This is a genomic window from Methanobacterium sp. (assembly GCA_012838205.1).
Classification (GTDB): domain Archaea; phylum Methanobacteriota; class Methanobacteria; order Methanobacteriales; family Methanobacteriaceae; genus Methanobacterium.
The window spans coordinates 25223-40204 of record DUPR01000029.1; the positions used below are offsets into that span (position 1 = coordinate 25223).

Genomic DNA, 14982 nt, shown 5'->3' on the forward strand with positions numbered 1-14982 from the left:
ATGGCTCTGTTTATTGAAGCATTAGATCTCTCATAAGCTGATAAAGGTGATAAATATGGAAAACATGATCAAAGGAAAAGTTTGGAAGTTCGCTGATGACGTTGACACTGATGCAATCCTCCCTGGAAGATATTTGGTGTTAACCGGAGAAAAAGAACTTGCAGCATGTGTTATGGAAGGATGTGACCCAAATTTCTCTGAAAAAGTGAAAAAAGGGGACATAATTGTTGCGGGAAAAAACTTTGGATGCGGATCGTCTCGGGAACACGCACCCATAGCCATCAAAGGCGCAGGAATATCTGCTGTTGTAGCAGAATCATTTGCACGAATATTCTACAGAAACTCAGTGAATATAGGTTTACTTCTTATTGAGGCTAAAGGAATTTCTGAAAATATTGATGAAGGAGATGAAATTGAAATAAATATGGATCAAGGGGTTTTGAAAGATTTAAATAATTTTAAAGAATTTAAAATTAAACCGCTCCCTGATTTCATGAAGGGCATTATGGAGGAGGGTGGTCTTATTAGTTACTTGAAAAACCACCTAACCGAGATAAAGGATGAATAAAACGATAAAAATGTTTTAAAAAAATAATTAATGAATTAGCTTTAAAGGTGTGTATATATGTACAAAATATCTGTTATTCCTGGAGATGGGATTGGAAAAGAGGTTATGGAGGCCACACTCCATGTTTTGGAGGCGTTAGATGTTGACTTTGATTACACATTTGCTGACGCGGGTGACGAGCACATGGCGAAAACTGGGGTGGCTTTACCCCAAGAAACAGTAGACATAGTAAAAGCATCGCAAGCATGTCTTTTTGGTGCTGCAGGAGAAACTGCTGCTGACGTGATTGTCAAAATGAGGCAAGAACTTGATTTGTATGTTAATCTCCGACCGGTGAAATCATACCCAGGTACCAAGTGTCTTTTTGATAATTTGGACTTTGTGATAGTCAGGGAAAACACAGAAGGATTATACATTGGTTTAGAAGAGGAAACTCTTGAAGGAGCAACTGCTACTCGGGTGATAACTAGACAAGCTTCAGAAAGAATATGTAAATTTGCTTTTGAGTATGCTAAAAAAACAGGTAGAGGTAAAGTAACTGCTGTTCACAAGGCTAATGTTCTTAAAAAAACTGATGGTGTTTTCAAGGATTCATTCTACAAAGTATCCAAAGAATATCCTGAAATAGAGTTGGATGATCGTTATGTGGATGCTACTGCAATGTTTTTCATTACCCGGCCTGAAATGTTTGATGTTATTGTAACCACCAATCTTTTCGGAGATATTTTATCTGATGAAGGCGCAGGGTTGGTGGGAGGGTTGGGATTAATTCCATCAGCAAATATTGGTGAAAATCAAGGTTTATTTGAACCAGTCCACGGTTCAGCACCAAGACATGCGGGAAAGGGAACAGCAAATCCTTCTGCAATGATATTATCTGCTGTTTTGATGTTGAATTATTTGGAAGAATCTGTTGCTGCTCAAAAACTTGAAGATGCACTTGTGAAAGTTTTAAAAGAAGGTCAAGTGGTCACACCGGATTTGGGGGGTAACGCAACTACAATGGAGATGGCTACCGAAGTTAGAGCTAAACTAGAATTATAACAACACTTAAACCTCATTTTTTTTACTTAAATTTAATATGTCAATGGATTGATATAATTAAATTTAATTAACATTGTATGTACTAAATTAAATTACATTCATAAAAATTTAAGGAATAATCAGAGCATATTATGAAAACAACTGATGTTAGAAGGGACATGCCTCTTCTGGATAAGGTTATTTATCTAGATGCTGCTAGTACCACTCCCACGCCAAAACCTGTAATAGAATCAATGAACAATTATTTTTACAATTATAATGCAAACACCGGAAGGGGAGCCTATAGAATGGCTATTAGGGCAACCCAGGAATTGGAACTGGCAAGGAAAAAAATTGCTAAATTCGTGAATTCCGATCCGCAGGAGATAATTTTCACTAAAAACGCCACAGAATCTATTAACATAGTAGTTCGAGGGATAAAGTGGAATAAAGGGGATAAAATTATAGTATCTAATATGGAACACCATTCTAACCTAGTTCCATGGCTTAATCTCCAAGATCAGGGTGTAGAAATTAAAATAATTAAGGCTGATGAAAATGGGGTTATTGATCCTGGCGAAGTTGAAAAAACATTGGATGATCACACTCGGCTGGTGACCATCACTCATATTAATAATTCCATTGGCTCAGTACAACCTGTTAATGAAATCTCGAAAATATTAGAAGATCAGAATGTATTTTATTTAGTAGACGCTGCTCAATCTGCAGGCCATATAAATATAGATTTAAAGAAATTAAAAGCTGATTTTGTTGCATTTCCGGGTCATAAAGGATTATTAGGCCCAGTAGGAACTGGTTTTTTGTATTATGCTAGGGATTCCTATGCAGAATTGAATCCCCTTAACCTTGGGGGAAGCACAGTTGAAAACGTTACACAGAAAAATTTTGAACTTACAGAATCACCAGCATGTTTTGAAGCCGGGACTCAAAACATAGCTGGTTATATTGGTCTTGGTTCGGCAACAAACTATGTGGGTAGGATTGGAATGTCCAAAATCGAAAGACATAGTAAAAAAATGACTAAAATAATGTATCAGGAGATACAAGATATTGAGAATGCTCATGTTTATGGAAGTCCAGAAAATATTTATGGTATTGTATCCTTCAATATAGATAATATAAACCCTCACGATTTGGCTAAAATACTGGATGAAATTAAATCTATCTGTGTTAGAAGTGGTTTTCACTGTGCCATGCCATCTTTAAGGCACATGGGGGCTTATCAATTGGGTGGAACAGTTAGGGCATCCATACATTATTATAATACCAGAGAAGAAATAGAAATATTGTGCGAAACCCTTCAAGATGTGTCCAAACTAATTGAAACATAAAGGAGATTAAAAAAATGACCAGAATGCAATGGATTGTTATTTTCATCATAGCCATCTTCGTTCTAAGTACATTAGCTGGATTTATACTGGCTATATAGTTGAATTATCTAATTTCAGTTTATCTAATTAGAAATAAAAAGAAATTAAAAATAAATAACTTTCAATTGACATAATAGAAATATTATGGGAGGAATCATCATGGTAAAAGTAAGAATCGGTGCTGTAGTTGCAGAATTTAATTATGATATAACTCATATGATGTTAGAACTCGCAAAAGAACATGCAAAATTTTTAGAATCTGAAATAACAGAAGTTATCACCGTTCCTGGAGTTTTTGACATGCCACTGGCTATTAAAAAACTCTTAGAACAAGACGATATTGATGCAGTGGTTACTCTTGGAGCAGTAATTGAAGGTGCCACTGACCACGATGAAATAGTAGTGCAGCATGCCTCTCGTAAGATCGCTGATTTAGCCTTAGAATATGATAAACCAGTTGGATTGGGAATCACCGGCCCGGGCATGACTCGTCTTGAGGCCCATCAAAGGGTGGAATATGCCAAACGTGCTGTGGAAGCCGTAGTGAAAATGACGGAACGTTTAAAATAATTGGTTTTTACTTTTTAACTCTTTTTTTCTATTTTCCATACATATTTCAAAATATTAGTAAAATCAACATTTCTTTAGTTTGTTGATCATCATCTACTTGTTTTCCATGTGTAAATTGTACTTTAGAATAAATTATTTATCATATACTTCAATTTAAATTTTTTAAAGTAAATAATAACTTATAAATGTCTGTTATCACCAAGAACATATCATTATGTTACTTTTTCCCAAATCTACAACTATCATGGAGTTTAAAATATTAAATTAAAAAATAATTAATTTAAGATGAATTAAAACTATAATCATAATTAGCTTTAAAATGAAAAAAGACTACAAATGAGGTTATTGAATGGAAATACTCACCCCTCTAGATTTAAAAGACAAATTCCAGGACCCCTGGGTTGCACCGTACCATAAAGTCCTTACCATGGTAGATGGTGATTTGGTTGAAATTGTAGAATTCCATCCATGTATCAGTGGTTCTCAGTGGATGATTTACCAGTACCAGCGTAGCAGTGACATAGTTTTAAAGGCTAAAAGAGATGGAAACAAGCATACATTTCTGGTAAAAACAGGAAAATCTAATTTAAGCCTCAAACCCAGCTTACACGCAGCAGGAATTGAAGAGGTGTCAGTGGAAAATGATGAAGTTAAAGTAGTTCATGCTGGCCTTGCTGGTGCGGGAGTGGGAGCTGCCATGTGTAGAGGGATGGCAGAAGGAGTTAAAAGAGTAGAACTTCAGGATATAGGGGGAGGATCCAAGATTGGTAGGGCCACTGTTGTAACACCACGCCTTCAAAAAGTAGTAATTGGCATAGATGATACAGATACCAAAGATGAAGGGGCAACATGGACTCTTGCTCACAATGTAGGGGCTGAACTCGCTAAACGTGGTTATCAATATTTAGATCACATCACTGTGCAGCTTTACCCACATAATCCCAATAAAACTCAGAATTGTGTGGCAATAGCTTTAGTATTCGCAATAAAACCTGATGAAAAAGAAAAATTAGTTAAAGAAGTTGTAAATCTGTTAAAAAAAGATACTTTGTCTGATAAAACTGCAATTGCAGTCATTCAAGGAATAAAAATCCCTGAAAAACTTCGTTCTTATGCTGAAGCAGCTAAAAAGTCTATGATCACAGTTGAAGAAGCTGAAAAGGTTGCTGAATCTGTAGGTGTTAAACTGGTAGAAGTAACTGGCAGTCAAGGTAAAATTGGAGCTCTAGCTGCATTAGGCGTTTATAATGATATTGATGAGGCAGTTAAGGTCTATTATTAATATTACTTTTCACGTGTTTTCAAAAGAAATGTTGAAATTTAAATTAAAATATTTCAGGGAAAGTTTAAATAGAATAATATTCCATGATTCGAAGTTGGGAACTGATTATTTGATTTAGCGTTTCCTTTAACTTGAATTTTAACCACATTTTCCCCTTTTGTCACAAAGAAAGTATTTTGGGACTGGTTTGCATCGATATAAATTGTTTTGTATAGATAACCGTCTAAATATATCCTGTATGCTCCTTCTTTCAACACACCAGTTGTGCTACCCACTTTTTTGTCATTAAGGTATATGTCGATGATTTTAGCATCATCGGCGGTGGTTTTTATTATCCTTCCTTCGGTTATGGTTATGTTTGATGTGCTTAAAGAAAGTTTTTTCTCAGCATAAAGATTTTTAAAGAAATTCCGAAGTTCAGAATCACTTATAACGTCACGTACATTCAATCCCAAGGTATTCCGGGCATTATATGGTATCCGCATTATACTTTCTTCACCTGGAATCGTCTGATTTAGAAGATAACCTTGTTGATTTATTATTATATTATCTCCATAATTTAATCCTAATGTTTTCAGAGCATCTTCAGGCATTCTGATAATTGAACTTTCGTTTTCAATAGCACTGTCCACAGTGTAGGGTCCTCTGATGTCAAAAGTTTGATTTTCTACAGGTTGTTTCCAAAAAATTACATTACGGGCTGCGGGTTCAATTGATATTTTCCCCTCATCCACATGAACTGAACCCAACATGGTAAAAAGTACTGCGAACATGATCAACGCCGAAACTATCAGAGGGGAATGCATATAAAAAAATGATTTAAAGTTTCGAGACTTAGAATCAGGCCTTAAAATGGTCTTTATAGACGCTCGAATAATCTTAATCACATAATAAATGGCTATAATAATTCCAACAATGATTATGGCAAACCCTAAGTAGAGAGCCACGTATGAAGGGCGAATTCTGATGAAAAATACAAAGAAAAATCCTAATGTGGTCAGTGAGAGCCCTAAAACTCCCATTCTAATTGATTTTCCTAAGGAGTCGATCATGGTGATTCTACCATAACTGTTAGCCCGGTCCACAATGGTTCGCACCACTTCGGTAGCTACGATGTTAAGTTCGTATAGTGAGGACATGGTATGACTTATATTCCCAATATCTACTTCTTTAACCCGAACTCCCATCACGTCTGCGTCTAACACTATTCCCACATCTACACCATAATCATCCTCCAATTGGATGCTTTTGAGGAAAGACCTTTTAGCAGCGAATTGGCCGCTAAGTGGTTGTTCAAATTTGATTTCTGGGAAAAAAAAGTTTAATAAAGGTTTTGCTGTTAATTCGGTCACTCTTCCTGCTTCTCTTTTAAATTTAGTTTTGATGACGTCTGTTTCTCCATTTAAAATGGGTCTAATCATTTTATCTACTTGGTTAGGAACTAATTCCTGGAGGTCAGCATCTAGAAACAGTACAATGTCTCCCTTCGAGTTTTTGAAACCGGTTTTAATGGCAGCACCTTTCCCTCTATTTTTGGTATGACTCAGCACGGTTGCTCCTGCCTCTTTAGCAGTTTGTTCAGTGCTATCTACTGAACCATCATTTACCACAATGATTTCATCAATGTAATTAAGAGATTTAACGGTTTTGATAACGTTAGCCACTGTTTTTTCTTCATTGTAAGCGGGTATTATGACAGAAACGGTCATGGAGTTTTTTGAACTCATCGTTTTAACAGAAGAAATGATCATGACAATTAATAGGATAATCCAAGACACTTAAATTACACCTCATTTTTTACCTTACATGTTATACTATACTGACTTAATATAAGATTTTATAGAAAATGATGTTTCATTTAAAAATGGTCAATTTACAAAAGTATATAATCCGTTTTAAGAATAAATTATTATGTATAATGGTTTTCAGCCAGATTTAAATACTCGATTCGAATTATTCATGATACTAAAAAAGAGGTTAATAATGGAACCTAAGGTTATGATAATACTTGGCAGTTCATCTGATTTTAAAATTGCAGAAAAAGCCATAGCCATATTGGAAAAGTTAGGGATATATTATGATTTGCGCGTGGCTTCTGCTCACAGAACCCATGAAAAAGTAAAAAAGATTGTTTTCACTTCAACCAAAAATGGTGTTGATGTTTTCATTGGTATCGCAGGGTTATCAGCCCATCTTCCAGGTATTATAGCTGGAATGACTCATAAACCAGTGATTGGGGTGCCAGTAGAGGTAAAAGTTGCTGGACTAGACGCACTTTTTGCTTCTGTCCAAATGCCTTTAGGTGCTCCTGTTGCTACAGTAGGGATTGATCGAGGAGATAATGCAGCAATACTGGCTGCTCAAATTATAGGGATCCAAAATGCCAGTATAAGAAAAAGATTATCATTGTTTAGACACGATTTTTACTCAAAAATAGCCGAAGATGAAGAAACTCTTTTTCCAGATATTGAAGGTGAATATTATTCTCCAAACCAACAAGTATCAGGGGTAGGGGAAAAATTACCATATAATGAAACTGATAACTTGAATTTAACAGATGAAAGCCAAATCACCACTCATCCTGGTGAAATTTTTGAAAACTCTCGTTCACCCCAAATAGCCGTAATTTCAGGGAGTTACAGTGACATTAAGGTGGCCAAAAAGACCACAATGTTTCTTGATAAGTTGAGAATTAGATATGATTCTGCAGTGATATCACCAGTCAGATCTCCTGATAAATTTGAGAATTTCCTAAAAAGAAATAAAAATGCCTTACTATTTATTGCCATATCTGGACTTTCTGCCCATGTAACTGGAGCGGTGGTCGCTTTCACTGAAAAACCAGTTATAGGGGTGCCATGCTCAATAAAAATGGGAGGATTTGATGCCCTTCTATCCATGGTAAACATGCCTCCGGGAGTGCCAGTCGCTACTCTGGGTATAGATTCAGGGGGAAATGCAGCAATTTTAGCCGCTGAAATTCTTAGCATTGGTGATGATCTGATTAAAAAAGAACTTAAGAGGTTTAAAGGCAATATAAATTGTAAAAGATAGATTCTCCAACATATGCGTATATTTTTTTCATTCGCCCTCTATATTACCTGAATTCGAATTAAGATTTAATTTTCGTAAAATAATCGTAGGATACACTAAATACAAGGCACATGTTAAACATATCCATTCAACAATCCAAAATCATGAACCTTTAGAAATAATAAAATTAAAGAAAAGAAATAAATATAGTATGCATAACTGATTGTCATTCGCTGCAAACACCAATATTTTATACAATTCAGGAATAAACAGAGTTTACATGATTAATTATAATAACTAGTGGTGAATTCATGCAAAACTTCTTAAAAACAATTAAAGATGATTTTAATTTCATAGAAATTAGTGATGAGGTCTCAACTAACCTTGAAGCTGCAGGAATTTTACGTAAATATCCTAGAGATGTTATCTTATTGGAAAACATCAAGGAATCAGACATTAAAGTAATAGCTGGGATTTGCAATACTCGTGAAAAGATCGCCAAGGCTTTAAATACTGATGTAGTTGGAATAACCAAAAAAATAATGGATGCAACCAAAAACCCTGTCCCTATACATGATCAAAGGAGTGTTCAAGACATTTTTCATATTTCAGAACAGCCAAATCTTAATAAACTCCCTATCTTAACTCATTATCAACGTGACGGAGGCCCCTATATCACTTCAGGGGTGATAGTTGCCAAAGATCCTGATACAGGAGTACGCAATGCATCCATTCATCGCATGCTCCTACTAGGGAAAGATAGACTCACCGCACGGATAGTACCTCGCCATCTTTATACTTATCATAAAAGAGCAGAAGAACTGGATGAACCTTTAGAACTGGCCATTGCCATTGGAATGCATCCTGCTACTTTGCTGGCCACCACTATTTCGGTGCCTATTAATGTGGATGAATTGGAAGTGGCAAATAACTTCCATCAAGGTGGAATGAATCTCGTAAAATGCGAAAATGTTGATATTGAAGTTCCTGAGTGTGAAATTTTACTTGAAGGTAGGATGTTACCTCATGAAAGAGCAGAAGAGGGGCCATTTGTAGACCTAACAGACACTTATGATGTTGTGCGTCAGGAACCAATAATTGAATTAGATAAGATGCACTACAAAGAAGATTCCATATACCATGCCATAATGCCTGCTGGTTTCGAGCACAAGCTCTTACAAGGCCTTCCACAGGAACCTCGAATATTTAATGCAGTTCAAAACACAGTACCAACAGTTAAGAATGTAGCTCTTACTGAAGGTGGATGTTGCTGGCTCCACGCTGTAATTTCAATTCAGAAACAGACCCAAGGAGACGCTAAAAACGTTATGATGGCTGCATTAGCTGCCCATCCTTCACTTAAACATTGTGTAGTTGTAGATGAGGATATAAACCTTTTTGATGCTGAAGATGTGGAGTATGCAATTGCCACCCGGGTTCGGGGTGATGAAGACATTTTAATAGTCCCTGGATCCCGAGGATCTTCTTTGGATCCCTGTGCAAAATCAGATGGAACCACTACTAAAATGGGAGTGGATGCAACTAAACCTCTAGATCAATTGGATAAATTTGAACGTGTTAGCTTTTCAGAATAAGTCTACTAACGAGTATTTAATTTCCAAACCAATCAACAAATGCTATTCCAACATCTTTTTAAATTACAATGTCAATCTTAGCCCCACATTCAGGGCATTTATCTTTTTTAAGTTTGTTGTTTACTATGTGAAAGCCATCTCTTTCTATAAGTAGTTCTTTGCATTCTGGACAATTAGTGTTTTCTCCATTACTGCCCGGCACATTCCCCACATAAACATATTTAATCCCTGCATCCATTGCCATTTTCTGGGCTTTTTCAAGAGTTTCTACAGGGGTAGGAGATAACTTGTTCATTTTGTAATGAGGATAAAATCTAGTGAAATGTAATGGAATCCCAATATCCACATCAGCCACAAATTCCACTAGAGATTTTAAGTCTTCCTCTGAATCATTATGACCGGGTATCACCAGATTGGTTATTTCAATGTGAATACCTTTTTCATGCATTGTCCGGATATTTTCCAAGACTGGTTCTACACGGGCCTGACAGAGTTCCTGGTAAAACTTATCAGACATACTTTTCAAATCCACATTGGCGGCGTCCAAGTAAGGAGCAATCAGATCCAAGGTTTCATCACTCATATAACCATTGGTGACATATACAGTCTTCAAATCTTTTTTCTGAGCAAGTTTAGCAGAATCATAAGTGTATTCAAACCACATTGTAGGTTCATTGTAAGTCCAAGAAATAGACTTGCAGTGATTTTCTTGGGTTAACCTAATTGCTTTTTCTGGAAGAATATTCCTGATGCCCACTTCATCTAAATAAGTCTGAGATATTGCCCAATTCTGACAGTAGGCGCATCTAAAATTACATCCAATACTTCCCAGACTTAATGAAAGGCTGCCTGGATAAAAATGGAATAGAGGTTTTTTTTCAATTGGGTCTACAGCAATGGAGGATGCAGAAGCATAATTTTTGCTGTACAAAATTCCATTATCATTCTCTCGCATTTTACAAAAACCAGTTTTGCCATTGGATATAATACATTTACGGTTACACACATGACAGTTCAAAGCATCATTAAGCTTTTCATAAAGCATAGCTTCCTTTTTCAAGGTAAAAACCTCCACCCCTTTTTGGAAATAATTTTGAATTTAAAGCATTATTAAAAATTGAGAGATAAAGATGTTATCATTAGTTGACCAGATCTATTTAAAGTGTTCATATCCATTTTTCATTAGAATATTTGTTTTACCCTCTTTATCAATTATTTCCATCTTCCCAGAACTGGTCACTACTCCAACCTTAATAAGTCCTAAATCCTCTTTAAACTTTTCATATAGATCTTCACGGATGGTTAAAAGGAGTTCAAAATCTTCACCATAATAAAGTGCGAAATCAAGGGGATTTCTATCCAACACAGTTGCAACTTCTTCAACCTCGGGAATCAGGGGGATCATTGTCTCAAAAAGTGTTACTCCTATATTATGGGGGGATGCTTCTATTATTTCATCGATTTCACTGGCTAAACCATCAGTTATGTCGGTGGCTGCAGAGGCAATGCCCTTTTTTGCCAAGATAATTCCCTCTTTTAACTTAGCAAGTGGTTCAAGGGCATGTTTGACAACAATTTTTAATGTAGAAGGGAGGATTTGTTTTTTAAGGGATTTTTGTGCTGGTGGTGGGGCAAATAAACATTCAAATCCGGCTGCAGCTACACCCAAGGGGCCTGTGACTGCCACCACATCACCAGGGGCTGCGCCTTCTTTCATCAACACTTTTTTTTTATCAACAACTCCCAAACATGTTCCGCTGAGAATCAATTCCTCTGATTGGTTGGTATCACCACCCATGAGGCCCATTTTATAGGTGTGACACCCCTCAAGAACTCCTTTCATGATTTCATCAAACTTTTCAAGAGGGAGGTCCTGAGGCAATCCTAGAGATAATACAAAACCAATGGGTTTTGCACCCATTGCAGCTAAATCACTCACATTTACAGTTACTACTTTCATGCCCTTTTGAAATGAACTCATTTCAGTTGGGAAGTGGGAGGACTCAAGTAAAAGGTCAGATGTTATCACTAAATATTCATCACCAATATCCAGTAGTGCGGCATCATCACTAAGACTTTTAAAATAATTTTCATCAAAAAAAGGAGAATAAGGTTGAAGGATACGACTCATTGAAAGGAGTCGTTTAATAAGTTTTTTTTCACCAATATCGGATACTATGGAAGGTTCATGTGAGGTTGATTTTTTAGAAGACATAATAGTTAAAGGGCATTATCCACCCTGTCTTTTATTATGGCAGCGATTTTCGGGTCTGCACCCAAAGGTTCAGTGTAAACAATCTCACCTTGGAAAATTATTTCTTCATCTTCATCGTGGTCATGGCTATGACCATGATGGTGGTCATGGCTGTGTTCATGGGTTTCATCTCCATTATGTAATCCGAGGATGTGTGGTATGTCATGTCTGGTGTGAACTCCCGGAGCTAAAAAGACAGGGGTGACCACAATTTTTTCCACACCCATTTGGGCCAATTTGTTAATTGAAGAGGGGATGGAGGGTTTGTTCATATTCATAAAACCGATTTCCACAGGATATTCAGTTTGCTCCTTGTAAATTGTAGCTAACTTGCTGAGAACATCCTTTCCATAGGGCAATCTGCTGCCATGACCCACCAATATAACGCCTACTTTATTTTTTGTGTTTGAATTTGTAACCATAGGAAATAACTCCTTCATCACTTTCTGCTCTAATTTTCCTGAATACTAACTCTACTTCTTGACCTATTTCAATATCTTCAGTGTCACAGTCCACAATCTGACTGGTAATTTTTGCACCTTCGTCTAACTCAATTATTGCTACAGGATAGGGGGATATATTCTTAAATTCATCTGTAGGTGTGTGTATAACTGAATAACTATGTATTTTTCCATTTCCATTAAATTTAATATCTTCTAATTTCCCTTTTCTTCTGCATTTAGGGCAAATAACTCTCATGGGGAAAAAAACTTCTCCACATTGTAAACACTTTGATCCAATGAGATTGTAGCGTTGTGGAATATGACGCCATCCTCTTACAATATCTTTCATTATTAACCTCGCTAAGATTTGATTATGTTTTGGTTATTTACAAAATATAAATTTGCACATAGAGATTGGATAATTAATTCGTATCATGCTTTATATAATTATGATGTTTTTATATGTTTTACGATTACTTGTGGTATTGGTAAATTTTTGTTTTATTTGATGTTTGGATAGTTTCAAATAACAGATTTGGGCATAGAAATAACTTTATATAGTATTACATTTCTAATTATTTTTATTAAATAATAAAAAAATTTAAATTCATAATATTTTTAGTTCCCTATTAATAATTAAATTAGGTAAAAAAATGAATAACCACGGATATGTAATGAGCTTAACTTCATTTTTACTTGTTATCCCTGCTTTTTTACTCATTATAATATTTATAAACATGTCAGTTGGTTTCACAAGCTTTCAAGAAACTATTTTAGTATCAGATGACGTTTCAGGGGTGTCTAAAGATTTACAATCTCAAATACCTAAAATAGGCCGGGAAGTGCTAAAAGATAAATCAGAAGAGGTTATAAAATCTGGAAATCCTCTATCAAACAGTCGAGAGGAAATTAAGAATGAAATACAGGATAGAATCAATGTTTGGTCTTTAAAATATAATCATGACCAAATAGACGTTCATTGTGATGTATTGGATGTAGATAATAGTCAAGATCCATTTCAGATAGAAATCAAATCAATAATTAATGTGCAAAAAGATGAAATTAAACATTCAGTTAATTTAATCCAGAAAATATCTCTTATCAATGAGTCTTTTCCAATTATGGATCCATTGCCCTTTTTAAAGTGCAAAAAATATGGAGGAGCAACTATTGGTAAAGATAAAATAATGTATGGATCAAGCCTATCTGAGTATTTGAAGTCAAGTGGATTCAACAATTCACAAGCTTATGAAAACGCCATATCTCCTCTGTTTATAAAAAAATGTCCTTATGATCCATATGAACTTCATGGGAGTACTTCTGATTTTGTTAATCTAAAAAATTGTATTGATAATGGTTTTTATCATGAAAGTAATGACGGGGCATGTTTTTTCTGTAGATTAGAGGGGCGTGGTGTCTGCCCGCATTATGGTTTCGAAACATTTATCTTACCTGCTCCATCTGTTAACATTACTCCCTCAAATAATTCATCTAAATTGGGAATTAGCTCTGTGGACCATGTTATTTTTAATGAGACAAGTTTTGGAGCTTATTATGGTCATTTAATCGTGTATTCCTTTGATGAATCACATTATTTTTACATTTTTTTAGATAATTCCCATAGGAAAAAGTATGGGTTGCCACCACATGGAGGATAAAATCATCAATTTTTCAGTGATAGTATGTTTGATTATATTGTAATGGAAGAAAAAAGGGGGATGGTGTTTTCTACGGATTTGATGATGGCATTAATTATTATAACCGTAGTTTTAGGTGTTTCTGCAGATGCAATGGATAATGTTGGTTCGAAAATCCAAGATTATTATTATGCAAATTCTGTAGATAGGATAACAACTGGTGCTGTGGATATGATGATAAAAAATCCAGGTGAACCTCAAAATTGGGAAGAACTAAGAACTTTTGACGGTGTAACTCCGGGATTAGCTGATGTAGATCAATTTAATAAGGGAGTGACTCAAAAAACTCTAAGTTTACAGAAAATAAACTGTCTTAAGGAAAATTATGATGAATTAATGAAGGGCAGAGTACTACCTACATATTGTGATTCTAGTTTGACTATTTGTCCTGTGGATTCATCTATAGAACCTGTTACAATGGGTAAAATAAGCACATCAAAATCAGATATAGTAGTAATTAACCGAACGGTTCTTTGTAATTTCTGTAATAGCAGTATCATAGTTTTTATGAATTCAATGAAGTGTAATTCCAATTTACCACAATCGAAACAGGGAGGATATATATGCCCACATCAAGATATAACTGGAAATCACAGCCATATGGGGGTTGATTATCCTAATAAAAAATCTGGTTGGATTTGTTATCCTTTCAAAGTAACTCAAAATATGTTAAATTCCAGAGATTTTTATTTGATGACTGATCCAGGTTATGTAACTGATAATTCAGCAGTTTGGATTATTGATTCCCCGGAAAATCGTATTATAGATACTAATCATTTTTGTAACCAACCAATTCTAGTGAATGAGGTTATCGCTGATTGTGTTGTAAATAAAAGTACTTGTATATTGTGGTTACACGTTTTTTCCAATGGAAATGCTGAAGAAGCTTTCAACACATATTTAACAGCATATCCTAAAGGTACTTCAGTTGAAAAAGTTAAAATTCAGTATCTTAATCCTCAACCATGTTATTTTATTTTTAAAGTGAGTACATGAAATTTGATATTCAATAGCGGTATTAATCCACCAGTAAAAATGGCTGAGATGTGTTTCTATAGTTATAACTTTTTAAATTTTAATTTCATTCATGAAAACGTCATTCATTCATGAAATAATTATCATATCC

14 protein-coding genes are annotated in these 14982 nt (G+C 35.3%); 9 read left to right on the forward strand and 5 right to left on the reverse strand.

The window, feature by feature from the left end; translation table 11 throughout:
• Positions 1 to 55 precede the first annotated feature (55 nt).
• The 5 genes from GXZ72_04550 (at position 56) to GXZ72_04570 (ending at position 4834) form a co-directional block, all read left to right on the forward strand.
• A complete protein-coding gene (locus GXZ72_04550) occupies positions 56 to 568 on the forward strand; it encodes a 3-isopropylmalate dehydratase small subunit (GenBank protein ID HHT18808.1) in 513 nt (170 codons plus the stop codon).
• Positions 569 to 625: 57 nt separating this feature from the next.
• The gene (locus tag GXZ72_04555) at positions 626 to 1612 is read left to right on the forward strand and encodes an NAD-dependent isocitrate dehydrogenase (protein HHT18809.1); all 987 of its coding nucleotides are present in this window, start codon (positions 626 to 628) and stop codon (positions 1610 to 1612) included.
• A gap of 131 nt (positions 1613 to 1743) precedes the next feature.
• Positions 1744 to 2943: a cysteine desulfurase gene (locus tag GXZ72_04560; GenBank protein HHT18810.1), complete on the forward strand. Its 1200-nt coding sequence runs from the start codon at positions 1744 to 1746 to the stop codon at positions 2941 to 2943.
• Between the two features lie 198 nt (positions 2944 to 3141).
• Positions 3142 to 3552 (forward strand): 6,7-dimethyl-8-ribityllumazine synthase, encoded by a 411-nt coding sequence (locus tag GXZ72_04565; GenBank protein HHT18811.1) that lies wholly within the window; start codon positions 3142 to 3144, stop codon positions 3550 to 3552.
• A 349-nt stretch (positions 3553 to 3901) separates the two neighbouring features.
• A complete protein-coding gene (locus tag GXZ72_04570) occupies positions 3902 to 4834 on the forward strand; it encodes a DUF1743 domain-containing protein (GenBank protein HHT18812.1) in 933 nt (310 codons plus the stop codon).
• Positions 4835 to 4887: 53 nt separating this feature from the next.
• Here GXZ72_04570 and GXZ72_04575 read toward each other — a convergent pair whose 3' ends face one another.
• A complete protein-coding gene (locus GXZ72_04575) occupies positions 4888 to 6612 on the reverse strand; it encodes a glycosyltransferase (GenBank protein ID HHT18813.1) in 1725 nt (574 codons plus the stop codon).
• Between the two features lie 205 nt (positions 6613 to 6817).
• Here GXZ72_04575 and purE point away from each other — a divergent pair, with 205 nt between their 5' ends.
• Together purE and GXZ72_04585 are read left to right on the forward strand one after the other, a co-directional pair.
• The gene (gene purE, locus GXZ72_04580; GenBank protein ID HHT18814.1) at positions 6818 to 7888 is read left to right on the forward strand and encodes a 5-(carboxyamino)imidazole ribonucleotide mutase; all 1071 of its coding nucleotides are present in this window, start codon (positions 6818 to 6820) and stop codon (positions 7886 to 7888) included.
• A 290-nt stretch (positions 7889 to 8178) separates the two neighbouring features.
• Complete coding sequence (locus GXZ72_04585) at positions 8179 to 9462, forward strand: UbiD family decarboxylase (protein ID HHT18815.1); 1284 nt, start codon at positions 8179 to 8181, stop codon at positions 9460 to 9462.
• A gap of 58 nt (positions 9463 to 9520) precedes the next feature.
• Here GXZ72_04585 and amrS read toward each other — a convergent pair whose 3' ends face one another.
• The 4 genes from amrS to GXZ72_04605 form a co-directional block, all read right to left on the reverse strand.
• A complete protein-coding gene (gene amrS, locus GXZ72_04590; GenBank protein HHT18816.1) occupies positions 9521 to 10522 on the reverse strand; it encodes an AmmeMemoRadiSam system radical SAM enzyme in 1002 nt (333 codons plus the stop codon).
• Between the two features lie 93 nt (positions 10523 to 10615).
• The gene (gene thiL, locus GXZ72_04595) at positions 10616 to 11677 is read right to left on the reverse strand and encodes a thiamine-phosphate kinase (GenBank protein HHT18817.1); all 1062 of its coding nucleotides are present in this window, start codon (positions 11675 to 11677) and stop codon (positions 10616 to 10618) included.
• A gap of 5 nt (positions 11678 to 11682) precedes the next feature.
• A complete protein-coding gene (gene cfbA, locus GXZ72_04600) occupies positions 11683 to 12156 on the reverse strand; it encodes a sirohydrochlorin nickelochelatase (GenBank protein HHT18818.1) in 474 nt (157 codons plus the stop codon).
• On the reverse strand, positions 12110 to 12508 hold the full coding sequence (locus GXZ72_04605) for a Zn-ribbon domain-containing OB-fold protein (protein ID HHT18819.1): 399 nt from the start codon (positions 12506 to 12508) through the stop codon (positions 12110 to 12112). Before GXZ72_04605 ends, cfbA begins: the two co-directional genes overlap by 47 nt.
• 304 nt (positions 12509 to 12812) lie before the next feature.
• Here GXZ72_04605 and GXZ72_04610 point away from each other — a divergent pair, with 304 nt between their 5' ends.
• Positions 12813 to 13817, forward strand: coding sequence for a hypothetical protein (locus GXZ72_04610; GenBank protein ID HHT18820.1), 1005 nt, complete (start codon positions 12813 to 12815; stop codon positions 13815 to 13817).
• Between the two features lie 24 nt (positions 13818 to 13841).
• Entirely contained in the window at positions 13842 to 14852 is a 1011-nt protein-coding gene (locus GXZ72_04615; protein ID HHT18821.1) for a hypothetical protein, read from the forward strand.
• The last annotated feature ends 130 nt before the right edge of the window (positions 14853 to 14982 follow it).

What these genes read in the sequence shown, in the direction of transcription:
- GXZ72_04550 (HHT18808.1), top strand. Translation starts at nt 56, where the DNA reads ATGGAAAACATGATCAAAGGAAAAGTTTGGAAGTTCGCTGATGACGTT.
- GXZ72_04555 (HHT18809.1), top strand. Translation starts at nt 626, where the DNA reads ATGTACAAAATATCTGTTATTCCTGGAGATGGGATTGGAAAAGAGGTT.
- GXZ72_04560 (HHT18810.1), top strand. Translation starts at nt 1,744, where the DNA reads ATGAAAACAACTGATGTTAGAAGGGACATGCCTCTTCTGGATAAGGTT.
- GXZ72_04565 (HHT18811.1), top strand. Translation starts at nt 3,142, where the DNA reads ATGGTAAAAGTAAGAATCGGTGCTGTAGTTGCAGAATTTAATTATGAT.
- GXZ72_04570 (HHT18812.1), top strand. Translation starts at nt 3,902, where the DNA reads ATGGAAATACTCACCCCTCTAGATTTAAAAGACAAATTCCAGGACCCC.
- purE (HHT18814.1), top strand. Translation starts at nt 6,818, where the DNA reads ATGGAACCTAAGGTTATGATAATACTTGGCAGTTCATCTGATTTTAAA.
- GXZ72_04585 (HHT18815.1), top strand. Translation starts at nt 8,179, where the DNA reads ATGCAAAACTTCTTAAAAACAATTAAAGATGATTTTAATTTCATAGAA.
- thiL (HHT18817.1), bottom strand. Translation starts at nt 11,677, where the DNA reads ATGTCTTCTAAAAAATCAACCTCACATGAACCTTCCATAGTATCCGAT.
- cfbA (HHT18818.1), bottom strand. Translation starts at nt 12,156, where the DNA reads ATGAAGGAGTTATTTCCTATGGTTACAAATTCAAACACAAAAAATAAA.
- GXZ72_04605 (HHT18819.1), bottom strand. Translation starts at nt 12,508, where the DNA reads ATGAAAGATATTGTAAGAGGATGGCGTCATATTCCACAACGCTACAAT.
- GXZ72_04610 (HHT18820.1), top strand. Translation starts at nt 12,813, where the DNA reads ATGAATAACCACGGATATGTAATGAGCTTAACTTCATTTTTACTTGTT.
- GXZ72_04615 (HHT18821.1), top strand. Translation starts at nt 13,842, where the DNA reads ATGTTTGATTATATTGTAATGGAAGAAAAAAGGGGGATGGTGTTTTCT.